Below are 24,617 nucleotides of genomic sequence, written 5' to 3' on the forward strand. Positions count from 1 at the left end.
TTTACTCGACGGAGATACCCGGATGACCATGACTGCCAGCGCCCGACGCCAGGCCCATATCGAACAGATCGAAACCTTGTTCAGTGACCCACCGTCATTGCTGGCGGTGGCCCAGGACAGTGCCCAGGCCTATCTGGACCAGCATTTTGCGGCGCGTAATGAGCGCGCCGGAGCGCTGCACCTCGTGACGCCAGAAGCCTCACCCTGCGCGGGGGCTTGGCGTTATGTCTCATTGGCGCAGTTGCTGGTGGAGCGCCTGGCGTCTGCGCGGCCGATGTTGCTGGTAGAAGCGTGCCACCAAGTGGTTCGACGCGTACGCGAAGTGTTTGAGCCGGGCGGGCTGAGCCTCGCCGAGCTGGAGGTGTTGATCAATGAATGCGGCGCCTTGCTGCTGGAGGCTTTTGCCCAGCGGCTGCAGGCGTGGTGGCACGAGGCAATGCCCGTAGACATGGTGCGCTGGGGGTATTTGTCCGATGAGTTGCTGGCGTTGCTCTACGACGCACAAACGCCGCCCGGCATGAGCCAGGCGCGCGTTGCGCAGCTGTTTCCCAAGGCGCTGTTGCGCCCGAACCGGCCAGACCGCCAATGGAGCCTGGACAGCCCGACGCTACGGGTGCAGACCGTGCACCTGTCGCAGCAAAACCAGGTGCGCACACTGCCCTGGCTGGTGCTTGACCGAACGTTGCCGCAAGGTGGTTCATGCTTGCTGCTCTACAGCCCGGCGTCGGGGATAACGCCCATCGAGCGCATGGACGATATCGGGGTGCTGCTAGTGGGGCAGGTGGACCCGTTGCCGACCGGGCAGGTTGCGCACTGGTTCGTCCGGCCTGTGGAGGGTGACCCTTTCGATGCCTTGGCGGCCAGCTTCCTGGAGCGTCAATTGCGCGACATCGACCGTATCAACCGCTTGGTGCCGCGTACGCCCTTGGCCTTGCAGCAATTGCTGGACGCTATCATTGACCCCCTCGGCTGGTTTGTCGCGCAACTGAGTCCGTATCAGCAGCGATTGCGCGCCGGCTTGCCGCTGTGGTTGAGCCAGGCCGATGCCACCGACAGCGCGGCCTTTGCACAGTTGCTGCGCGGCTGGGCGCTGACCGGGCACGATGACGGGGCGCAAGACTACCTGGACGGCATCCCGTCCATTGAGCAATTCGCCGATGAGCAATTGCGGGCGTGTTTGAAGCAGCATCCAGGGACGGTCGAACTGAAACCACACGAAATCAGTATCAGGTTTGATCGCGTGATCGCCGCCGCCGTACCGGTGCCGGGTGGTTTCATCGCCGGTGAAGTCGAACCTGTCACAGTGACCCTGGTGCAACTGGCCCTGGAAAATCTCGCCGGGTTTCCCCATACCCCCAAGGCAATCACCCTCAAGGGCGAGAACGCCCCTGCGTGGCTGAATTACCGCCTGCTCGGCACCTGCATCGAACAGGTTGATATCGGGCAGTTCTATCCTCAGTTGCTTAGACGCAAGCTGGTGGACGATGCCACTGAAGCCGCTCGCCGCCAGCGTCTGTTCAGCCGGCAACTGCGTAATCAATTGCCGCTGCTTGCCCTGGAATACAAGGCCAGGGGGCTGCAGGGGCTGACCCGCAGCGGGTTCCTGTGCCTGCAGGCCGCGTTGCAAGCCACCCCGACGGAACGTCTGCTCGACGGAAAAGCCATGGCCCTGTGGCCGCTGGCGTTCCAGGCTGCGCCCGATCAGGCTGCGGATGTGGTTGCCAACCAGTTCATCATCGGGCCACAGGCCGGGCATGATGGGCCGCACCTGTTGTACCGGCCGCTGCTGAGCCCGATGTTGCAGGAGTATGAAAACCTGGCGGCGTTGTTCGAGGCGATCAAGGCTCCGGGCGAGCTGCAAGAGCAGGCACTCATCTGGATGGAGCCCCGGCGCCAGGCGGTGTACGCCAACGGTGGTTTCAGCGAGCCGCATATCCGCCATTTTCTACCGTCGGATGAATTCGCGGTCTACACCAAGCCGGGGCCCGCGCAATTGCACAAGCACGTGGCCCCCGGTGACCCGACGCAGCAGGTGTTCATGGCCACTGCCGACGCGCTGGTGGCGTTGGCCGACCGCCAGTCCCAGTCCAATGCCGAGCAGCGTTGGGCCAGTCTGAAGACGATCGGTTGGTTGCTGTTTACCAACCTGCTGCCATTCCTGCGCGGGCCGATGGCACTGGCGGGCTGGATGTTGCAACTGGCAGACAGCGTGCAACATGACCTTGAGAGCGTGCGCAGTACCGACCCGCAGGCGCGAGCAGCTGCAGTCACTGACATGCTGGTAAACCTGGTAGCGGTGCTGGCGCATCAGGCCGCACCCCATGACTTGCAGCGTCACCTGGACCTCGAACACCCGGCGTTCGCGCCATTGGCACGTGCCGAACCTGTGGCTGTCGCGCCAGTGCGGGTTGATGCCCCGGTGGCGTTCAGCGCGCCGCTGGGGTGGGCCAATGCCCGGGATACCTTGACCCCGGCCATGCAGGCGCGGTTGACAGCCTTGAGCCTCATGCTGCCGCCCGCCGCCGAGTCGCTGGACCTTGTCGAGTCCAGCGGCCCCATGCAAGGCCTGGTAAAGGTCTCTTCCGCCACGCCGCCGCAGTGGCGGGCGCGGGTGCGTGGGCATGTCTACCGGGTGCAGATCCAGCAGGGGCGGGTGCGGGTGGTCAGCGCCACCGGTGAGGTCCAGGGGCCATGGCTCAAGCACCTCGGTGAGGGGCGTTGGGACGTCGATCTTGGTCTGCATCTGCGTGGCGGCGCAGCCGACTCGATGCTGCAGGAGGCACGCCAGGCAGCGAGCACACTCAAGGATGCCCTGACTGAAGATTACCAACAGGCACGCCTGGCCCAGGCGCGGGCGCGCCGTGCGATGGCGGTCGCCCGCGTCGTCATCGAACAGCCCGTGGGCGCGATTGCCGAGCAACGTCGCATCGAAGCCAGCCGGCACTATCAACAGGAGGCTGAAAAAGCGCTGAGTCATGCCCAGCGGGAATTGCAGTGCCTGCGCGCATTGCGTGACCTGGCGCCGCGTCCGCATTATGAGCAAGAACTGTGCGAGGCTCTGGAGTCGGTGATACTGAGCACGCAACTGCTCGGTTCCCTGTCACGCGAGCACATGGTCGTGACCAACGCACAGCTCGATCCGGTGCTCAAGGTACTGGAGGACGAAACCGAGGATGAGGCCCAATCGGACATCAATCGCCAGGCCCATTCAACCCTTGGGCAGGGCCTGCGTGAACTGGCAAGGATTCAGGAAAACGCCATTCGCTGGCGGACCCTGGAGGATCGCTACCTCGACGAACTACGGCAAGTTCCCAAGCAGGGTCGCACCAAGGCCGAGGCGCTCACGGCAGCCTTGCCCGCACGGCCGTCGGTCCAGGATCTGCAGGCCCTGCAATTTACCACCTTGTGGGGCATTGCCATTGATGTGGCGGGGCCACCGCTGGAGGACGGGTTTTTTGACAGCGTGAGTGAAACCATCAATCGAGCCCGCCGGGCTAACCGTTCCATGGCGGACTTGCGTCACCTTCAGGTCACTGACCAGGAACGCATTGATTTGTTGCAGAGCATTGACCGGGTGTACGCGCAAACCGACGATCAAATCGAATTCTGGCGGGCAATGGAGCCGGACAAGTTTAATGTGGAGTACCTGCAACAACTCCAGGCGTTACTGACAGACCTGCATCTGCACATCGAACGTCAGTTGAACGAGCTGCAACAAGGGGAGGTGCCGGCCGCACCCAAGACCAAGCCTGCCCCGCCGGTACCTGGGGCGCGGCGCAAGAAAATCATCCGCACGCGCAATCGCGACCTGTATGTGGCGCAACTGAGTGAAGCGCCAGGGCTGCCGGGCGGCGAAACCGCCGAGCTGCAGGACCCCTCGGGTGCGGTCATCGCAGCGTTCACCGAAGCCGAGGATGGGGTGTGGGATGCCCAGCCATCCCCCCCGCGGCGGCGCCCCAATCGTGAACTGAGCAGCCTGATGGAGAAGGGCGAAGACTTGCTGGCCAATGACGAAAAAGCCATCCGGAACGTGGAGAAGATGATCGAATCCGTCAATGAACCGGCGAGCCTGCAGCACCTGCTCGAGTCACAGGCTATCAGTCGGCGATGGGTGGCCGAGGACATCCGCAAGAAATTGAGCATGCTTGACACCGCACGGTTAGCGGTGGTGCAACAGGCTAAAGCCGAGGCCATGGTCAGCCGTTTACGTGCCGCAGTGGCGAGCCTGGAGGCGGCCGGCCTGGACGCACGGATACGCGCAAGCAAGCTGCGGCCGATCACCCCGGACACGCTGGAGTTCCTGTATAGCCACCGCGAAGTGCAGATTACCCGTCGCGGTGAGCGGGTGAAGCTCAAGAAGCACAAAAACGATTACCTGCAGGTGTACAAGGTTGCCGATGTCGCCACCGGCCGGGCGCTGTGCTTTGCCCATTTCCACTACAAGACGCAGACGCGGCAGAATGAGGCTTACGAGGCCGCTCACCTCAAGCAACCCGGGCAGGAATACCTGGGCCGCGAGGACCAGGCTGAGGTCGAAGCCGCGATGTTTGCGCGTATTCGCCGTGGGCAGACCGGCAAGTTCGAGCCCATCCCTGAGATTGAGCGCGGGAAGCTCTCGCTGGGCATGGCACGCCGGCTGTTTTTCAGCCTCGACTGAGTTCAGTGGTTGCCCGGCACAGGGTCTGGCTGCCGGGTTGCCAGGGCGGCACCAGCACCGTGCCCATACATCGGTCAGGCAATTGGAAATCCCTTCTTTTACGGCCTGGACAGGCCAGTACTCATGAAGGCAGCGTCACGGTGATCTGGGATTCAGAGGTTTAGCCACAATCTGCAGGAGCGAGCCCGGCTCCTGCAGTGGCAGCCGAGTGCGATTCAGGTGGGGGGTAAGGACGGACCGGGTTTCGTCAAGTCAAGGGGGAACTCAAGGCCTAGTCGGTTGACACGCTCCGCGACTGTTCCAATATTCGTGTTGAAGGTGCCGTCGGCGTTCACGTATTGCGTCCAGGATGGCGGGTGAATGCCACGATCGATGGCGAATTTCCAGACTGCGTCTGCGTTCTGGTTTACCGGTTTAAGGGCCAACTGATACCAGTCTTGAAAATGCTGGTCGGTGATCCGGGTGAAATAACCGCCGGATAGGCTCGTCAGTCTTGCCTTGCGGGCCTCGCCAACTTTGTTCAGCTTGCCCCAGGCGACGAACTCGCTCCAACGATCTGGGTGAATGCCATGTGTTTTTATAAATGCATCCGCCGCTTCTTTGGTCGTCTGCTCCATGTTTACCCATTTCATGAACAGATTGTCTGACAGGTGTGTAGTGCCCTCAGGGTTGAGTCGTGCCAAGCCTCGTTTAGTTATTTCGCCACCTGACCTGACGAATTTGTTCCATGTTTTCAACGGGATATTGCGACTTGTGAAAAAAACAGCCGGGTTCAGAGCGGCCTGTGGGGTGGAGGACGCCGCATCGGCTTTGACGTATGCGTCCCATTCCCTGAGTGCTTGGGCGAGCTGACTGTCGGTTTTTGGCCCGGCGCCGGGCAGGCGTTGCCAGGTGTCCAGCTCCCAGAATTTGTTCGGCAGGCGCCGCAACCGAAACGGGGTCACGCCTCCAGCGGGTGTGAGTACCGGCGCGACCAAGCCATTGCTGTCATAGAGGTTGAACGCATTCTGAATACGGAACACCTGCTCTTTGCCCTTTGCGCCGACGCTGCGTACCAGGTAGGTACTGGGCGAACCGGGGACGCGATAGATGCCTGTGCCTTCGGCCAGTTCTGCACCGGCCGGGATGCCGCCTTTCACCACCAGGCGGGCGCTTTCTTGCAGAAAGTCGTTCTGGTATTTCAGCAGGTCCGGACGCAGTGTGTTTCTCCCTGGCCGCAGTAGCATGGACAGCGGCTTGATACCCAGGCCTGTTGTTCGCGTTACCCCGGCAACCGTAGTGGTGACTCTTGCGACTTCAAACAGCGTTTGCGCACGTGACCCGCGACGCACGACGAGCCCCGCCACGGTTTGTCCAAGGCTGCGCAGGGTATGGACCGTCGTGCGCCCCACCCGACCGACAAACCTGGCGGCCGAAGAGGCCAACTGGCCGCTCCAGGGGAAACCGCCCAGCACGCTCAGCGCTACGTCCACGCCGAACAGTACCTTGTTGAGGGTCGACTGGGCCTCCAATTCTTCGTTGGTCAAGCTTTCAGTGTCGGCTTTGTCCAGCAGGTACAGGTAGTTCTGCCGGTACAGCCCGACCAATACATCGCCTCGATGCGCGGCCAGACGATGATTGAGCAAGCGTGTATCGGCGGGCAGGCGTGCGCGAAGATAATCCAGCCAGGCCGGCCCTCGCATCAGTTGTACCAGCTCGGCCTCGTCGGCGAGTTCCCTGAGTTCCACACCGTCGGGTGCATTCGGGGTATACAGCACCCGCATGTCATCGGCGTCAGTGGAGAGAATCAGCACGCCATTCACGGTCTGCCCGCCTAATCCTTCGGGCGCGTTACTGGCCGGGTTGAACATCAGCGCGTTGGCGATCACTGCCTGCCCGTCGACCCGTGGCCGTGTCGCGGGGGATGGCGAGGCGAGCACCGCCTCCACCCAAGCGGCCGCTTTCTTTTGCCCGGAGTCACCGGGCATTTGGCTGCGGTAGATATCAGGATTCAACCGGGCCGCAAGGGCCGCGTAGTCCAGGACAGCTGCCTGGCATGCGATCCAGGCTTGTTTCAAGGCCTGGGCCTCGGCTGCCGTAGCCTGAGGGGCGAGGTATTTTTCGAGCACGTTTTGTTCGTACTGCTGGCCAACATCCAGGTCCTTGAGCCACTGCTCAAGACGTTCTTTCTCCAAGGTGATGATGGTCCCCTTGGCATCGCGCACCCATTCTCCCTGGGCGGTGGTCAGTTCGGCATTCAACAGCTCGCCTTCTTTCCAGTTGAAGCCCATTTGCCACGGTTTGGTGTTTTTCAACAGCAGGTTGGTCAGGCTCATCTTGCTGCTCTTGACCTCTTCATGCACAGACCCAAAGCCGGCACCGGATGAAATCCTTATTCGGGTAGTACGGACGACTGTTATTTTGTCCGGGTCGATGCCCTGCGCGGGATAGCCCTGGCCTTTTTCGACCAGCAAGGCGCGAATCTTTGGCAGTACCTGTTGCTTGGCATACTCGGCCAATGTGGGGATCAGCGCTTGCCATTGTTTGGCCAGTTCATCCTGTTTGGCCAGGGTGGTGTCGGCTTGATCTTGCAGAGCCTTCTGGTCCGCCGCGCTCAAGCGCTTTTCCCAGTCCGGCCGCCAGTGTTCTATCAGCAGCCGGTTGCGCGCCAGGAACGGTCCGGCCATATCCACCAGTTCCGCCAGCTCCACGCGGCCATTTTTTTCGCTGTCCGAGCCATTCTCAGTCAGGCCCAGAATGGTTTCGATGTCAGAGAGCTGTTTGTCGAGCAAGGCCTGGATGCTGTCTGCCACAAAATCGTCTGCGATCGGCGCGAATATGCGACTCAAGTCATCGCCCCACAATCCGGTTTTTCCATGCTGACCCAACAGCGGTAGGCCGCTGGTAAACAATCTGCCGGCGTCTTCGCCGGCATTGATGCGGGCTTTGAGTGTGTCATGCAGAGCTTGCAGGGATGCACACTCTTCAAAGCCCATGTTCGGGGTATATAACACTACCGCGCCAACGCCCGCTGTTTGGGTACTCAGGTTTTTGTGCCCTTGGGGCCAATGAGGAGTGACCGGGCTGGAACCGTCATTGAAGGTCAGGACGAAGCTGCCGGCCATGCGCGCCACTTCGTTGCGGACGGTGGCTACGGTCAATTGATAGACGCCGGGACGGTTGCCATGACTGAAGCTCGCTTCGCGCCGCGCCTGAGTCGGGTAGCGCAGCACACGGTCAATCAGCAATTTGGCCTGCGGGCTCAGGGTATTGTCGGCCACGCGCAGGCGTGCCTGTACCTCCAGGGTTTGGCGCTGGATATCAATCAGCCGGACCTGTGGGCAGACCAGCTCGGGTGCTATTGGCGTACGCCAGTAAGTGGTGACCCGTTCGGCCAATCGTGTTTTCAGCTTGTGAGCCAGGTCCGACAGTGTGCCGGTCTGGTTCAGTTGGTCGGTTTCGCTGAACGCGGTCGCGCTGCGAAAGACACTTTCGGCGAAGGTCTCGACCAGGTTGGCGTCATCTTCTTGAGTGGCGTGATCCTCATCCGTTTCCACTGCAGTGTTGTCCCAAAGCAATAAGGCACACACCGCCTCGAGTAATGGGCGGGAAGATTCAAAATGGCGTGCGCCCTTGCTGTCGATGCGGTAGCGGTTGACATACAGGCTGTCCAGCCCTGTATCGTCAGGCAATTGTGCAAAGGTCTCCTTGAGCAGTGACGTCAGCACAGTGCCCAGCGAGGGATGTTTGTGCTTTTCCAGGACCTGGTCCAGCTGTTGGTTGAGCGAGTTCCACTGCTGTATCAGACGCGTTTGTTGCGCAGTGTCGGGCAGGGTGAGCGGGACGGGAGATGCCTGTGTCAAGTCAGGCTGCACAGGCAGGCGGGCGATCAAGCCCGGGTTGCCCTTGAGCGGCAGTGCCAGCGTGGCGCGTACGCTGGCTGCCAGGGTCTCGAACGTGGTGTGGGACATATCGAAGGCCCGGTCGATATCGGCCTCTTGCTGGATGCGCCGAGCGTGCAGACACGCACTGAATACCTGCCCGGTGATCGGCGCATAGGTCAATTTCTGCTCATTGCGTAACACGTTCCTGGCGCGGGCGTGTTCCTTGGCGGCAATGTTGGCGAACAGCAGGTCTCTTTCGGCGCTTCTCACCAGGCGTAGACGCAAGGCATTTTCCATGGACGAGAAATTCTCGAAAAATTCACCCCCCCATTGTGGGGTATACAGGACGGTCGGTCTGGCCCCATGCAGTTGCTCGGTGAGCACGAAGCAGCCGTTGAGCGTCGTGGTCCAGTCAGGCGGGCTCGTAGCGTTCAGCGCAATACTGAGTGTGAGCGGCGGTGTGGCGTTGTTCTTGGTTTCATGGAGTACGCGGTTTTCGATCAATTGCCGGCCTTCGATCAGCACCTGCAGGTGTGACTTGGCTGTGGCCACAGCCGCTTGAACCTGAGTATCTTCAGGCGCTTTCTTCAGATTCTGCTCGGCCTTTTCGACCTGTTGCCATGCATCATGCAGCTTCAGGTCCGCCTCCAGCGTAAATACCTCACGCTGCTTTTGACTCACGGCCGCCAGGACGCTCAGGGCACCGGTGCTTGCGTGGGGCGACGACCAGAACGTCTTGAGTGTGTTCACGTAGAGCGTCTGGCTGTTGAGTTGCAGGTCGCTGATCAACTGACTGACTGCCGAGATTTCCAACGCGGCCAGTTCGGTGTCGCGTCCGGTGCCATGGGCAGTTGGATAGAACCCGGCGGCTTGACTGACGCTACCGGTTTGCGGCTCTTTGGCCAGCTCGGTCGGCAGGTTTTGGGTGGCAATCGTTTCTTGCAGCAGCTGTGTCAGGTTACGTGTCCGGGTAATGCGAGGTGCGCTGCCTTGCTCTGTCTGCGAGGGAATCTCGTACTCGTTGAGATAAACCGTATCGGGATTCGGCGGGTTGGCGGGTGCCAGTTTCGCTAATCCATGGCGCAGTTCGGTGGCCATGACGGTCGCCAAGTCCGGCTGGGCGTCCAGCAGGTGCTCGATGGCGGTGATACGGATAGGCAAGCGGCGTAGCAGGTCCTCGGTAGAGGTCTGGGGTTGTGTAGGCATAGCCTGGGTGTCCTGTAGCGATAAGGTTATCCATACAGAGCAGGTCTCTGCATGCGAATGCCCACACTATTGGCCGCCGAGGGAATGACGGGCCTACATAACCACTACATGTCTGTTTCGCCCAGGCATGTCGCGCGGTGGCCTTTGAATCAGTGAGTAGCGGCCAGGCACATGGTGGGACTCCCCGGTTGTAATAACGGATTGAGCAGCGGTGCCATGCCTTTGAGCACCTGCACCGGCAGCGCCGACGTGAACGTGAACTGTTGAGCGGAGGCGCCCGGCACAAAGGCGGTCAGGGTGCCGAAATGATGTTCGCCGATGTAGAACACAAAGGTGGCCGTGCGGTTGATCGACTTGGAACTGAGGATCCGCCCGCCAGCACCGATGGCTTCGATGCGATTGTCGCCGGTGCCGGTCTTGCCGCCCATGGCCAGTGGCGTGCCGTCGGCCAGCTTGAAACTGCCGGCCACGCGTTTGGCGGTGCCGGCATCCACCACCTGGGACAAGGCGCCGCGCAGGGCTCTGGCGACCTCGACCGGGATCACCTGCTTGCCCGGCGCCGGGTCGTTGACGACGCGTGTTTCGTAAGGCGTGCCGGCGGCAAACAACAGGCTGTCGATACGCAGCACCCTGGGGCGCACACCATCGTTGAGGATAATCCCCATCAGCTCCGCCAAGGCTGCCGGGCGATCGCCAGAGCTGCCGATCGCCGTCGCCAGGGATGGCACCAGGTGATCGAAGGGGTAGCCCACGGCCTGCCAGCGCTGATGAATGTCGAGGAAGGCCTCGATCTCCAACATGGTGCGGATGCGACTGTCCCGCGCACTCTGGTGGCGGCTCTTGAACAACCAGCTGTACACCTCCTGGCGTTCGAACTGACTGGCCTTGACCACCTCGCTGAACGTCGCCTCGGGATGGTTGAGCAAGTAGCCGAGCAACCACAGGTCCAGCGGGTGCACCTTGGCGATATAGCCTTGGTCGGGCAGGTCGTAGGTGCCGGGGCCGTAGTCCTTGTAGAGTTTTTGCAGGCGTTCGTCGGTGAGTTTTTCGTGGGTCTTGATGCCGGCCAGATGTGAGCGCACGAACAGGTTGAAGCTCGCATGGCTGGCGTCGGGCAACAGGTAGCGGTGCACGGCGGCCAGGCGGATCGGCGTGGGGCGCAGGCTGTCGAGGAAGGTGTCGAGGCGTGCCTGGGTATCTTTTTTCTGGTACTTCTTCCAGAACTTGCGCAGGAAGGTGGTGCCTTCGCGGTCAGCGAAACCGGCGAGGTATTCCTGGCGGCGCGGGTCGCTGTCGTCCTTGAGCAACTCGGCGCTGTTGTTCTCGCCCGAATAGGTGACGTAGCGCACCACGTCGCGCATCAGCCGAATGAACGGCAGGTTGATCGATTCGCGCAAGGCGTCGCGCAGGGTCGGGCTGCGGCCGTTGTCCTGGCTGCGAAAGTTATGGAAGCTGTGCAAGCCGCCGCCGGTGAAGAAGCGCTCGCCGGGGTTGGCCGAGTAGGTGCGGTCCAGCGCCGCGTCGAGCATGACGGCCAGGGATTTGTCCGGGGCCTGGATCAGGTAGTCGAGGGCCCAGCGGCTCAGGCGGTCCTGGTCGTCGACGGCGACTTTTTTCAGCGCGGCGGGCGCTTGCGCGGCGTACTTGGCGTGTAGCTCGGCGATGATTTGCAGGTAAGTGGTGAGCACCCGCAGCTTGGCGGTGGAGCCCAGCTCCAGCTTGCTGCCGTCGTTGATGTCGAAGGGCTGGTCGGTGTTGTCGGTCTGTACCCGCACCCGCGAACCGTCCGGGGTCAGTTCGAACAGGGTGAAACTGTAGCGCACCTGGGCGGTACTGGCGGGAGTGAGCAGGCGCTCGCCGATCAGGCCGATCTGGCGTGCATACTCGGGGTCGGCGAGTTGCTTGAGGTAGTCACTGACTTGGCCCTGCAACTGCGCTTGCAGGGTCGTGGTGGCGGACAGGTCCAGGCGGTCGAGGTCGTACAGCGGCCGGTCCAGTAATGCGGCCAAACGGCTGCGGGCCACACTGATGCCTTTATTGGTTTCTATCGGTTGAAGCGTGGGTTGTTGTGCCCAGTCGCGGTAAGTGACCTTGCTCGCCAGGGCGACCTTCAGCAAGTCAGGTCCGATTACGCCATTCTGGGCCAGTAGGCGTAAATGGCTGTCGGTCAGGTCGGCAAGTTCGTCCCGCCCTTTGGCGAGGTAATGGGAAGGACGACGCTGCGCGATGATCAACGACAGCACCTGACGCAACGCCAGGCCTTGCTGCGCATTCACTGGGCCGCGCAATGCCTGGTTGACCTGGTTGAAGTCGGCGCCGTACCACACCCGCAATCCCTCGGCCATGCCGTGCACTTCACCGTGCCCCGGCACCGCCGACAGCGGCACGCTGTTGAGGTAGTCGCGCACAATATCCTGCCGCGCCGGCAAGGTCTCTGGCCCATCATGGTAAGCGCGCACGGCGGCGGAAAACATCTGTCGCAGCTTTTCCCCACCCGATACGGTCAGCCCGTCTGGCGAATGGCGATATTTCTCCAATTGGGTGGCGAGGGTACTGCCGCCGGCACTCTGGCCCGGCAGGTGCAGCAGCCGGGCGACTTGCGACCAGGCTGCCTTGGCGAAGCGTGGCCAGTCCACGGCGGGGTTGGCCTGGGGTTGCGCGGGGTCGAGCAGGTCGCGGTTTTCGATGAACAGCAGGCTGTTCACGACCAGTGAGGGGATAGCCGTGAAGCTTGAGTACAACTGTTGCGGGTAGTCGTACCGATACAGCGGCACGGCGCGACAATCGGTGATGGAAAGTCCCGCCTGGATTTTTTCCGTGTAGGGCACGAACAGCCCTTTGGCGCTGTAGTCCATCAACGCGGGGGAAAACCGCGCCTGGGCTTCGATCACGTAGCCGCGCTTGAGCAAGCGCGGCAGGAATGTATCGAGGTCGCTGTATCCCAGGCGACGATCGAATGGGCCAGCGCCGGGGTAAACGATCGCATCGCTGGGGCCGGGCCTGACGTCATAAGTCAGGTCGCGGGCCAGCCGGCTGAGTGCCTCGGCCTGCAGGTGCGAGGTGCGCATCTCCCTGGCGGCGGCAAAGCCCAGGGCGATCAGCGCCATCAGCACGATCAACCAGAACAGGCGACGCCCATGGCGCGGCCGGGGTTTACTTTCGGGTAAAGGCGCTGGGTCCGAACTGCCTTGTGGTTTCGCAGCCTTGGTCGATTCGGTTTGCCACAGTGCGCCCATAGTCGATTGATCCATTCACGCAGATTGATCGGACTTGCTTGAAGCGTAGTCGCTGGGCGCTGCTTGTGAGGGAAATGTGTTTTTCGAGTCAGAACCTTCCGATGGTTGTGGGGGCGGGCCTGCCGCGACGTTTTGCCGCTCAATGTAGGTCAGATGCTCCTGTTAAATTGCAAGATATCGAGCACTTCCACTAAATTGCCTCGCTTTTATAGTGAAAGACCCTGCTCCGGGCTTTTTATACTGCACGCCCCGCTGATCTTGCCTGGCAAGAAGGGCCCGTCCATGAGGCGGCCCCGGTCTCGGCAAGGGTGCCGGCTTACCGGCCCGCGCCCTGGAGACTCGACGGACAATCCAATAACAAAATGAGGTTGTACCCTATGCCAGTCGGCAACCCACTGCCCCATGGCGAGACCGCTCAAGGCGGCCCGCTCAAACGCGAACTCGGTGAACGGCATATCCGCCTGATGGCGCTGGGCGCCTGCATCGGCGTCGGCCTGTTCCTCGGCTCGGCCAAGGCCATCGAAATGGCCGGCCCGGCGATCATGCTGTCGTACATCATCGGTGGCCTGGCGATCCTGGTGATCATGCGCGCCCTCGGCGAAATGGCCGTGCACAACCCGGTAGCCGGCTCCTTCAGCCGCTATGCCCAAGACTACCTCGGCCCGCTGGCGGGCTTTCTCACCGGTTGGAACTACTGGTTCCTGTGGCTGGTAACCTGCGTGGCGGAGATCACCGCCGTGGCGGTGTACATGGGCGTCTGGTTCCCGGATACGCCGCGCTGGATCTGGGCCCTGGCGGCGTTGATCAGCATGGGCACCATCAACCTGATCGCGGTCAAGGCGTTTGGTGAGTTCGAATTCTGGTTCGCCCTGATCAAGATCGTCACCATCATTGCCATGGTCATCGGCGGCGTCGGCATCATCGCCTTCGGCTTCGGCAATGACGGCGTGGCCCTGGGGATTTCCAACCTGTGGGCCCACGGCGGCTTCATGCCCAATGGCGTGCAGGGCGTGTTGATGTCATTGCAGATGGTGATGTTTGCCTACCTGGGCGTCGAGATGATCGGCCTCACCGCCGGTGAAGCGAAGAACCCGCAAAAGACCATTCCCAGCGCCATCGGCTCAGTGTTCTGGCGCATCCTGTTGTTCTACGTGGGCGCATTGTTTGTGATCCTGTCGATCTATCCGTGGAACGAGATCGGCACCCAGGGCAGCCCGTTCGTGATGACCTTCGAACGGCTCGGTATCAAGACCGCCGCGGGCATCATCAACTTCGTGGTGATCACCGCCGCGCTGTCGTCTTGCAACGGCGGCATCTTCAGCACAGGGCGCATGCTCTACAGCCTGGCGCAGAACGGCCAGGCGCCGGCCACGTTCGGCCAGACCTCCAGCAACGGCGTGCCGCGCAAGGCGTTGCTGCTGTCGATCTTTGCCTTGCTGCTAGGCGTGTTGCTCAACTACCTGGTGCCGGAAAAAGTCTTTGTGTGGGTCACCTCCATCGCCACCTTCGGTGCGATCTGGACCTGGCTGATGATCCTGCTGGCCCAGCTCAAGTTCCGCAAAGGCCTGAGCCCCGCCGAACGGGCAGGGCTCAAATACCGCATGTGGCTGTACCCGGTCAGTTCCTACCTGGCCCTGGCGTTCCTGGTGCTGGTGGTGGGCCTGATGGCGTACTTCCCGGACACCCGCGTGGCGCTGTATGTGGGGCCGGCGTTCCTGGTGCTGCTGACCGTGTTGTTCTACGTGTTCAAGCTGCAACCGCTGGACACCGCACAGGGTGCCACGCGTTCGGCGTGACGCTCAATGGGCCCGCTGCGCCAGTTGAGCCGCTTCGGTCAACTGGCGTATCAGGCGATTGCGTTCGGCGATCTGCAACTCCACCAGCGATTGCCGACGTTCCAGGTAGGCTTCCGAGCGTCTGTCCGGGATCTCCAGGTTCAGGCTGTTCAATTGGTGACTCACTACGTTCTCAATGGTCGAGAAGGGCTCCGGGTAACTGCGGGCCAGGTACTCGATCCAGAACTCCTCCATCAGTAGTGCGTTCTGCGCCGCCTGGGTCTTGCTCAAGTCTTCCAGGTGGCGGCGGGCGGCGGCGATGTCGCTTTCATCAACCCAGTCCTCGACGGCATACAGCATTTCTTCGCGTTGGATCGGCAGTTCGAATTGCGGCAGAAAACGCAGCCGGTAATACAGCTTGATTTCCGCATCGTCCGGCTCCACCCCGGCGTCACGCAGTCCCTGGATGTGGCTATCGGCCAATTGGTCCACCTGGCGCAGGTAGAACAGGCTTTTGGCAAGCGCCAGCAGATCCCGGTCGGCCTGGTTGCTGCCGGCCTGGGACCGGGCCTGGTGGACCTTGTGCTGAATCTCCATATCGATGAAGGCGAGGATGGCGCCATCGCCGCACGTACCGGCGACATAGGTATTCAGGAAAATTCGCTCGCGCAGCTCAGTTGATTGGCCCATGGCCTCGAGCAGGTGCCAGACCCTGGTGGTCAGGACTTGCTGGCTGGCCGGACTGTGGGTGTAGGCATAGGATTGGACCAGGTCGCGCAGTACCCGGAACGCGTCATCCGACCTCGCCCCCTCGTGGTGTTGCAATTGCTCCCATAACTGTTGCCGTGCACTGTGCTGTGCGACAGGAACACCGGCCAGCCAGCGGCTGAATTCCCTGGACATGGCCTGTTGGTGCAAGATCCCCGGCAATGCGCCACCGATGACGATGCCGGTGCGATGACGGTATTCGCGAATCCTGGCCAGGGTAGCTTCGCTCAACGGGTTGTCATGCAGGATGGTGTTGCGGTTGGTCGGCCCCATGCGCACGTCGGAAAGCACTGCGTCAGGTACCGTGGTCAAGCGGTTTTCCTGCAACAACAGGGTGCGCAGGCTGCTGCGGGTGTCGGCGCCGATGGGCCACTGATCAATGTTGGTCTGACGCAACGAGAGCACGCGCAGGCGGGCCATTCGGGAGACATCCGGGGTCAGGCCCAGGGGGTTGCCATCCAGGTGGAGCTCGGCCAGTCGCGTCATACCGGCCAGTCGCTGGCGGGATTCGGCCGTCAGCACGATAGTGTTGTCGCTCAGGTCAAGGTTCTCAAGCTGGGTCATCTGCGTCAGGCTGGCGGGCAGCTCATTGAGCATGCAGTCGATTTTCAGATGGGTCAGGCCGGTGAATTTGCCGAGGAAGGCGTTGCCGGTCTGCGGGAAGGCGTCGCCGTCGATGCGCAGGTATTCAATGTGCTCGAAGCTACGGTTGCTCAGGATGAAATCAGCGTCGGGCAAGCTGTTGCCGTCCAGGCGCAGCACCAGTTGGTGAGTGTCGAACAGTCCCGTATCGCCGTCATAGGCTGCGCGTGTTTCCTGGCGCCAGGCCCGCAGGATGCGGTCGGCCAATTGCCTGCGCACGCCGTAGTTCCAACCGACCGGATCGGTGTTCGGATCATCGACGGCCTGGGGGGTATCGATCCAGCGCTGCAATTCGAACTGCAGGGCTTGATACTCGGCTTTGCGGCGTTGCAGTTCGATCAGGGCGGCGGGTTCGCTCATGCCCAGGCCGTTGATCAACTCTTGCGCCCTGGCGTGGCTGAAACTGGGGTAAAGCTCGCGGACTTTACTGACCAGGTTCACCGGCCGGTCCCCGCCGAATGGCCATAGCCCTCTCAATGAGAACGGATAGGCGATGAACGAGCTGTCCACCTGCATCGGCGGTTGCAGCCACGGCGGTATATGCCGTAGGCCGAGCAGGCCCTTGATTGCAATGCGCTGGTTCAACGCCAGCTCGGCAATTGCGTGTCGCAGGGGGGACAGGTCAACGCTGTCGGCGATGCCCAGGGTCCGGCACTCGGTTTCCGACAGCAACAGGGCGATGGCGCTCAACAGGTCGCTGCCGACCTCGGCGGGGTCGCTGAGCAAGCGGCCTTGTTTGTCATAGGCATGGAATCCGCCGTTGAATCGCGCCAGGGTGCGTCGGTCGATACCGGTGAGGTGACCGGCGCTCTCCAGCAGACGGCCCCTGGCGTTGCCGTCGTGGATGTCCAGGCGTAATTGCCGGGGCCAGCCGGGCAGTTCCTTGAGCAGATGCAAAGTGATCCTTTCGCTGTCGGGGTTGCCCAGGGTCCTGAGGTAAAGGCCTTCGTAGGCGCGGTTCAGGCGCATATCGTCGGCGGTGAGCCGGGCCTGTTCGACCAGGCGCAGGCCGACCTGACTATGGTCCTGCAGTTGCTTGAGTTCCTGCGGCGTGGCCTGGTCGAGGATGGCCCTGACCGCGCTACGGGGCAGTTGCGGGAAACTGGATTTCAAGCGCTGTTCCAGCCGGTTGCCGCCCTGCTCGCTCTGGGCGTACAGGTTGTCGAACAGTTGCGCACGTTCGCGGTAGGCATATTCGGCGATGGTCTTGGCCAGTTTGAACAGGCGTTCTTCCTGGGTGGCCGGGAGTTCGCCGAGCAAGGCGCGAGTCAAGGCGTCGTTCTGCACCAGCTTTTTCAACGGTTCGCGACTGCGGCTTTCGGCCTCCGTGAGGCGTATTTTCTCGGTGGTGGGGTGATAGCGGTATTGGCTGATCACGCGGCCGTTGTCGTCGACAACCTCCAGGCTGTGGCTGTCCGGCCAGGTAGGCAAGTGGCTGGCGAGCTGCAGTTGCAAGGACGGTCGCGCATTCTGTTGGGCAGAATAGGTGGTCATCGCCTGGATAAAGTGAAGAATGTCGCGCTCGATGCGAAAGCGTTTGCAGGTGTCTTCCAGCAAAGGTGGTGGTGGCAGTTGAGCGCTGTGCACCTCGCGCAGGGCCCGTGCCGGCGTATCGGTGATTTTCAGGATGCGCGCGGCGGTGGTTTCGTCCACGTTGTAGTCCTGGGCACCCAGGCGGTAGAGCAGGCGATGATCGCTCCAGATCATCGGGTTCTCGGTGGACAAGCGCCATGCGCCCCGACGGTTGTGTTCCAGAGTGGGCGTGTCGACGCCGATTTTTTCCGGGTGCTTGAGCCGCCACTTGCGCAGGCTGTTGTCATAGACAACCGGATACAACGAGCCATAGAGCGGCAGCAGGGTTTGCCCGTCCAGGTCATACAAGCCATTGGCGCCCGCTTGCAAGTGTGCCGGCAGCACCACGTTCTGCTCGTACTGGTGCAACGAAAGGTCCAGCAGACTGACATAGCCGCTAGGGCCGCGCTGGGCGCTCATCAGGTCACCCAGGGTGGTGCGCAACCCCTGGGCATCGGAAGCGGATTGCATACCCAGTTTCAAGCGTTCGTGGGGTTGCAGCACCGAGCCGATGGCCAGGTAGAAACTGTCGACAGCCGGTGATACCGGGATCGGCCCGCCGTTACGCATGTCGTAGGCTTCGTAGCGACCTTCGCCGTAGAACAGCAATTCCACCGTGGTGTCGTCGGGTCCGCTGGATTCGTAACGTTGCCTGGGATCGCCGCTGCTCATATCGGTGACCACGAAATGTCGTCCCAGGGCGTCGCGTAGCAGGCTGACAGCGAACTCCCGCGCCCATCGATCGGTGTCCGGATTGAATGCGCGGCGGTGGTAAAGGCCGTCGATGGCCACATCGATGCGCAGCGCGGTCCGGTGATGCTCCAGGTGCTCGTGCAGCGCCTGCGGCAATTTGCCGGTCTGAAGCAAGCGCGCCTGCTCAGGCTCACTCAAGGGCATGTCGTTGAGCAGTTGCGCCAGGTTTGCCGGGGTCAACGGTGCGAATCGCTCGCGCAGTGTCTTCAGCACAGGCGTGACCTCCACCAAAGGAGGCGCGACCTTCAGTGGCGTAAAGAGGCGTGCGGGATCACTGGCCGGTACTTCATGCCGGGCCTGGCCGGCGTAGCGGTACAGCGCACTGAACAGCGCCAACCGCCGGGCCTGGGCCAGCTCGCTGATTTGCAGGCGCACGCGGGCGATGCGTTGCGCCGTGGTCAAGTGCGGGCTGCCTTCTTTGCCCAGTACCGAACCGGAAGGCTGTTGCTCAAGGATCAGCTCGAACAACGGCTCCTGGGAGACGACGGTGGTGTCCGGACCGTCCAGGGCGATATAGGTGCCATCGTCGCGGCGCTTGAGCTTGATAACGGTGCCCGTGGCCGGTGGGGTATCGGCGGCGGCATAGGTTTCGATGAGCGTGCCTTGGGCGTCATGCACCTGGAGGGACGCATCTGCTGGCCAGCCGGGCACGTGAGGCAACAGGCACAGCACCGCCCCATCGGCATGGGGCGGCAGGTGGCCGCGGCGGTGAAAGTCGCTGATCAACTGGTCTATGAGCCGGTCAACCTGCAGGCGCCTGACGCCTTCGGTCAGGTTGACGGGGGCAGGCGCGCCGGCCCAGACGTTGTCCAGGGTGGCGCGGCTGGGGGAGATGCTGCGCAGCATGCGTTCCATGTCGAGCCTGGGCACCGGGCTTGAGCCATTGGGCAGCATGCGCTCGAGCAGTTGCACGTCGGACAGGTCATGGGCGTTTCTCAAGTCCAGGGTCCAGGCTTGCAAGGCGGGGTCGAACACGATCGGCGGCGCCGCATCGCTGCCGTTGTCCTGCTTGAGCACGAACCTGAGAGTCTTGGCGTCATGGCTGATTTCCACGACGCGTCGCTCTTCACCGTACTTCAACCAGGCGTACTGCTGCCCGTTGATCTGGTACACGCCCTGGGCATTGGGCGTCTGACCATTGAGCAGGTTCTGATCGAGAATGGCGTAGGGGCCTATGTCCGGTTTCCAGAGCACCCCGGTGTCGTCGTTGCGCATCAGCTTTTGCGGGTTGCCCAGGCGTTGCAGCAAACCTTGGATGCGTAGCCGATGCACCCGCCCGGCGGTGGTGATCAACAGACCGTTGATCGCCAGGTCCATCACGTCCGCCAATGCGGCGGCAAAGTCCATGGCCTGGCCCTTCGCGGCTTCATTGATACCCACGATCGTGCTGTAGGTGAGGCTGCCGAATACCACCACCTGCATCACCCGGTTCAGGCCGGTGACGCCGCCGGGCATGGGCGTCAGCAGCAATTGCAGGATTTCGTCGGCGATGGCGGCAGCGCCGTCCATGACGGCCTGCAAGTCGCGGGTCGAGCGGCTGGTGGCCAGGGTGGAAAGATTGGCCTGGTAGTGTTGGACGTGACGGTAAGTGAGGGCTTGCACCAGGGTTTCGGGACGCCCGTGCCTGGGGTCTGGGCTGAAGCGCAGGCTGTCCAGGGTCTTGGCCGGGAACAGGCGATGGAACGTGTCGTACAGGAAGCCGGCGAGGGCGCTGAGGTGCTCCGGGCGTCGCTCCTGCTGGTCGAGGCGCTTGAACGCCGTCATTTCGGTCACGGGCAGTTGTCGTGCAAACCAGCCCAGGTCATGTCGGCGGTGGCTGTCCTTGAGTTGCTGCATGAAGTGCGCGTGGGCCGCGTTGCTGTCGACGTGATAGTGCAGCGCACCGCCGGGACGGAACGGGAAGTAGGACACTACCCCGAGGCTGCCCACCCGGATCAGCAGCAGCGGCACCGGGATGGTCTCGTCGGAAGGCACGAACGGCACCGCCGGCAGCAGCGTGATACCGGTGCTCATCCCAAGTGTTTCGAATTCCAGCGCCGCGCCACTGCCCTCAATGGCCTGGGTCATGCGGTGGTAGAGTTCAAGGGTGACGCCTGTCACGGCGCGGTTGCGATAGGCTTCCAACGCTTCGAAGAGCAGGCAGGCACGGGCGCTGTCCTGCAGCAACTGTTGCAGTCTTCCGTCCCGGCCCAGGGCTGCATCGAGCGTGCGTTGCAGTTGCCCGCCCAGGTCCAGCTCGCGGGCGATCTCGACAAAACCCTGAACGGTCAACACCGGGTTTTCATTGCCCGTGAAGTAGGAGGCATCGACGAAGGTGCTGCCCTGGCGTTGCGGTGTGCCCGTGGTGAAGTCGAAGTTCAGGCACGCGGCGTCCCACAACGAAAGGGTGGACACATGGGAGCGGTATTTCCATTCATCGTATGCCCGGCGAAAACGCCGCCGTTCCCGGGAGAGGCTGGTGGAACTGGTGCGCGGTTCCCAGGGCATCGGCGGCTGCACCTGTTCCAGGTAGCGCGTGTGCAGGAAGACGCGCTTGGGGTCCTGGTTGCCGATGCGCGCGCGCAATTGGGCCTGCCCCCACGTCTTGAACGTGCCGATCAGGGCGTTGTTTTCTGTCTCTACCGCTTTCAGGGCCTGGAGGGCATTGCGTTGCAGCCGCACATAATCGCGCTGCTGGTCAGGGCTCAGGGTGTTCAGTGTGCGCGTGAGGGTTTCACGGATCTGCTCCAGGGCTTGCTGTCGGCCCCAGGCATCACTCGATTGCAGGTTGCCCGACAGGCCGTTGAGCAGTTGATGGGTTGGCATGGGCCATTTCCTTTCACGGGTTAAGTGGAAGGAAATGGAATCACCCTGCCGGTTTTGCCGGGCGCTACCTATGTAGCGCGGGCTTGGGGGCCGAGTCCAGGCGCTTGAGCATGTCCAGCCACATAGCCAGGCCGACCATCAACAGCGCACCGGCCACGGCGGTCGCCAGTTGCATGGCGACGGCATCGTGGGCCAAGGCGTTGATCATGTCTGCCAGGGGCGCCAGCACGACCCCAAGGCAAAACACTTCCAGGGAGTAGCGGCCCATGCGGCACACCTCAGTGGCAACGCGGTTCTGCGTCCAGCCGACGTGGGGCAACAGCTTCGCCGTAACGTAGGCCAGGGCGAGGAAGTGCACGAGGCGCACCGGTGACAAATCGGTCTTGCTGATCGGGTACAGCCCATCACTGAGCCAGGCCGGCATCCAGGCGTCATGCACGTGCGGCCAGCGCCACGACAGGGTGATCACCGCAGCCAGCACTACATACAGGGCACATGCGACAAACAGCGGCTGGCGCGACAACGGGCGTACCTGCACAGGTTTCGGCCGCTGGCTGTACACCGCCGCCGCGCCGCCAAGCACGAACAGCAACTGCCAGGTGACCGGGTTGAAGTACCACACGCCGTCGGCAATCGCGCGCAGGTTCCAGCCCATCCAGGGCGCCATCAAGTAGATCGCCAGCGACACAGCCACCACGGCCTCGACCCGGCGCATCATCATCGGCAGCACCAGCGGCAGGCCGCCCAACAGCACGATATACAGCGGCAGCGGGTCCATCAGGTTGGGCTTGAAGCGCAGCAGCAGTTCGTCGGTCAGCGCCTGCTGGGGGTGGGTGACGAAGTGCGTCAGGCCCATCTCCTCGACCAGGTCGCGGGTTTCCACATGGCTGTTGGCGAAGAACACGATGCCCATCAGCAGCGCCAGCAAAAAGATATGCACCACGTACAGCACCCAGGTACGTCGCAGGATTTTCAAACTGGCCAGCCAGTAACCGTCGCGCTGCAGGATCTTGCCGTAGGCGAGCACGGCGGCAAAACCGGCGAGGAACACGAACACCTCCGCCGCGTCGCTGAAACCGACGTTGCGCAAGGTGATCTGGCCGAGAGGGTTGTGGGGGACGTGATCCCAGAAAATGAAGATCAACGCCAGGCCCCGAAAAAAATCGATGCGTGGGTCGCGTCCGTCAGGCATGGCTACGGGCTCTTGAATATCAGGTTTAACAAGGACAGGTGAGCGTGGGCGTTGTCGTACGCCGCACGTCGGGCGGGCGCAGGTTGGCGGTATTTGTAAGCAATTGCAAAGGTTGGATATTACTGAATGTCTCTAGACATCAATGATGACCAGTGTGCCATGGCTGCCGGCGAGCACTGCGTGGGCGATACCGGCTTCCACGAGGTACATCTGGCCGGCGCCTACCCTGATTTCGTCGTCGCCGATGCTCAGGCGCAACAGGCCATCGATCACCAGTAAGCCTTCGTTGTAGTCATGGGTTTCTACCTCGTACGCCTGCTCATCCATACGCAACACCTTGATCCACGCGCGGCCAACCTGGCCCAGACGCTTGGATTTCCAACTCTCGGGTAGTTGCGCAGCGATGGCGGAAAAGTCCAGTAACGGCATGTGAATCTCCTTGTTTCAACGATGCCGTCGGTGGTCCGGTTCAGCGGTGAGGGTCGTTATCTTGATATCACGCGGCGCTGGCTTCGTGGGGTTCAAAGCTGTCCGCCCGCGCCATCTGCCACATCCGCGAATAGAACTCGCCATTCACCTCACCGGTCAACAATTCGCCCGGCTTGAGGAACACATGCAACTGCGAGAACAACTTGATCTCGGTCGCCGACATGCGCCGCACCAGGTGCTTGGCCGACAGTTGCGACGGATGCTCCAGGCCCGCCGCCGCGAGCATTTCCGCCAGGGCCTTGAGGGTGTTGCGGTGGAAGTTGAACACGCGCTGGGCCTTGTCCGGCACCACCAGGGCGCGCTGGCGCAGCGGGTCTTGAGTCGCCACGCCGGTCGGGCATTTGTTGGTGTGGCACGACTGGGACTGAATGCAGCCAATGGCAAACATGAAGCCGCGCGCCGAGTTGGCCCAGTCGGCGCCGATGGCCAGTACGCTGGCGATATCGAACGCGCTGACGATCTTGCCGCTGGCGCCGAGCTTGATCTTGTCGCGCAGATTCAGGCCCACCAGGGTGTTGTGCACGAACAGCAGGCCTTCACGCAGCGGCACGCCGATATGGTCGGTGAACTCCACTGGCGCGGCGCCGGTGCCGCCTTCCTTGCCGTCGACCACGATAAAGTCCGGGAGGATGCCGGTTTCGAGCATGGCCTTGGCGATGCCCATGAATTCCCACGGGTGGCCCAGGCAGAACTTGAAGCCTACCGGTTTGCCGCCGGACAGTTCACGCAGTTGCGCGATGAACTGCATCAATTCGATCGGTGTGGAGAACGCGCTGTGACGCGACGGCGAGATGCAGTCTTCGCCCATCAGGATGCCACGCGTGTCCGCGATTTCCTGGGTGACCTTGTGCTTGGGCAGGATCCCGCCGTGGCCGGGTTTGGCGCCCTGGCTCATCTTGATTTCGATCATGCGCACTTGCGGGTTCTGCGCCTGCACGGCGAAGCGTTCCGGGTCGAAACGGCCATCGCTGGTGCGGCAACCGAAGTAACCGCTGCCGAGTTCCCAGGTCAGGTCGCCGCCGTTTTCGCGGTGGTAAGGGCTGATGCTGCCTTCGCCGGTGTCGTGGGCGAAGTTGCCGAGCTTGGCGCCCTGGTTCAACGCGCGAATCGCGTTGGCGCTCAGCGAGCCAAAGCTCATCGCTGAGATATTGAACACCGATGCCGAGTACGGCTGCGTGCACTGCGGGCCGCCGACCATCACGCGGAATGCGCTGGGGTCGCTGAGCGGCGCCGGGCGCATGGAGTGGCCGATGAATTCGAAACCCGACTGGTACACGTCGATCAGGGTGCCGAAAGGTTTGTCGGCGGTTTCGTTCTTCGCCCGCGAGTAGACCAGTGAGCGCTGGGCGCGGGAGAAGGGCAGGGCATCGCTGTCGGATTCGAGCAGGTACTGGCGGATCTCCGGGCGGATGGCTTCCACCAGGTAACGGATATTGCCCAGGATCGGGTAGTTGCGGCGCACGGCGTGGGGGCTTTGCAGCAGGTCGAACAGACCGATCAGGCTCAACACGCCGGTGACCACCGTGATGGGCCAGAGCCATTCGTGTTCGATAAAAGGGAGGCTGGCAAGGGTGAACAGGACGCACACGGCAAAGAAGGCGTAACGGCTTAACAACGACAGGCTCATACGGTTTCCTTGGGTTCAGACTCTTTTGGTCG

The 24,617-nt window shown here is 62.1% G+C and carries 8 protein-coding genes; 2 read left to right on the forward strand and 6 right to left on the reverse strand.

All coding sequences use genetic code 11. The features are described 5' to 3' along the window. Positions 1 to 22 precede the first annotated feature (22 nt). Positions 23 to 4,657 (forward strand): hypothetical protein, encoded by a 4,635-nt coding sequence (locus BFN10_RS04590; RefSeq protein WP_071488670.1) that lies wholly within the window; start codon positions 23 to 25, stop codon positions 4,655 to 4,657. Positions 4,658 to 4,872: 215 nt separating this feature from the next. On the opposite strand, the gene BFN10_RS04595 is transcribed toward BFN10_RS04590, so the two are convergent. Both BFN10_RS04595 and BFN10_RS04600 read right to left on the reverse strand, forming a co-directional pair. Further along, positions 4,873 to 9,726 carry a dermonecrotic toxin domain-containing protein gene (locus BFN10_RS04595; RefSeq protein ID WP_071488671.1) on the reverse strand — a complete coding sequence of 1,618 codons (4,854 nt, stop codon included), beginning with the start codon at positions 9,724 to 9,726 and terminating at the stop codon, positions 4,873 to 4,875. 149 nt (positions 9,727 to 9,875) lie between these two features. After that, entirely contained in the window at positions 9,876 to 12,962 is a 3,087-nt protein-coding gene (locus tag BFN10_RS04600) for a transglycosylase domain-containing protein (protein WP_071488672.1), read from the reverse strand. A 377-nt stretch (positions 12,963 to 13,339) separates the two neighbouring features. On the opposite strand from BFN10_RS04600, the gene BFN10_RS04605 reads away from it, so the two are divergent. After that, positions 13,340 to 14,758, forward strand: coding sequence for an amino acid permease (locus BFN10_RS04605; RefSeq protein ID WP_071488673.1), 1,419 nt, complete (start codon positions 13,340 to 13,342; stop codon positions 14,756 to 14,758). Between the two features lie 3 nt (positions 14,759 to 14,761). On the opposite strand, the gene BFN10_RS04610 is transcribed toward BFN10_RS04605, so the two are convergent. The 4 genes from BFN10_RS04610 to BFN10_RS04625 all read right to left on the reverse strand — a co-directional run bounded on the left by BFN10_RS04610 (position 14,762) and on the right by BFN10_RS04625 (position 24,585). After that, positions 14,762 to 21,277 carry an NEL-type E3 ubiquitin ligase domain-containing protein gene (locus tag BFN10_RS04610; protein WP_071488674.1) on the reverse strand — a complete coding sequence of 2,172 codons (6,516 nt, stop codon included), beginning with the start codon at positions 21,275 to 21,277 and terminating at the stop codon, positions 14,762 to 14,764. A gap of 64 nt (positions 21,278 to 21,341) precedes the next feature. Continuing rightward, on the reverse strand, positions 21,342 to 22,469 hold the full coding sequence (locus BFN10_RS04615) for an OpgC family protein (protein WP_071488675.1): 1,128 nt from the start codon (positions 22,467 to 22,469) through the stop codon (positions 21,342 to 21,344). 132 nt (positions 22,470 to 22,601) lie between these two features. After that, on the reverse strand, positions 22,602 to 22,898 hold the full coding sequence (locus BFN10_RS04620) for a cupin domain-containing protein (RefSeq protein ID WP_071488676.1): 297 nt from the start codon (positions 22,896 to 22,898) through the stop codon (positions 22,602 to 22,604). 67 nt (positions 22,899 to 22,965) lie between these two features. Beyond that, on the reverse strand, positions 22,966 to 24,585 hold the full coding sequence (locus tag BFN10_RS04625; protein WP_071488677.1) for an FMN-binding glutamate synthase family protein: 1,620 nt from the start codon (positions 24,583 to 24,585) through the stop codon (positions 22,966 to 22,968). Positions 24,586 to 24,617 lie beyond the last annotated feature (32 nt).

This window comes from Pseudomonas extremorientalis, assembly GCF_001870465.1.
Taxonomy (GTDB): Bacteria; Pseudomonadota; Gammaproteobacteria; order Pseudomonadales; family Pseudomonadaceae; genus Aquipseudomonas; species Aquipseudomonas extremorientalis.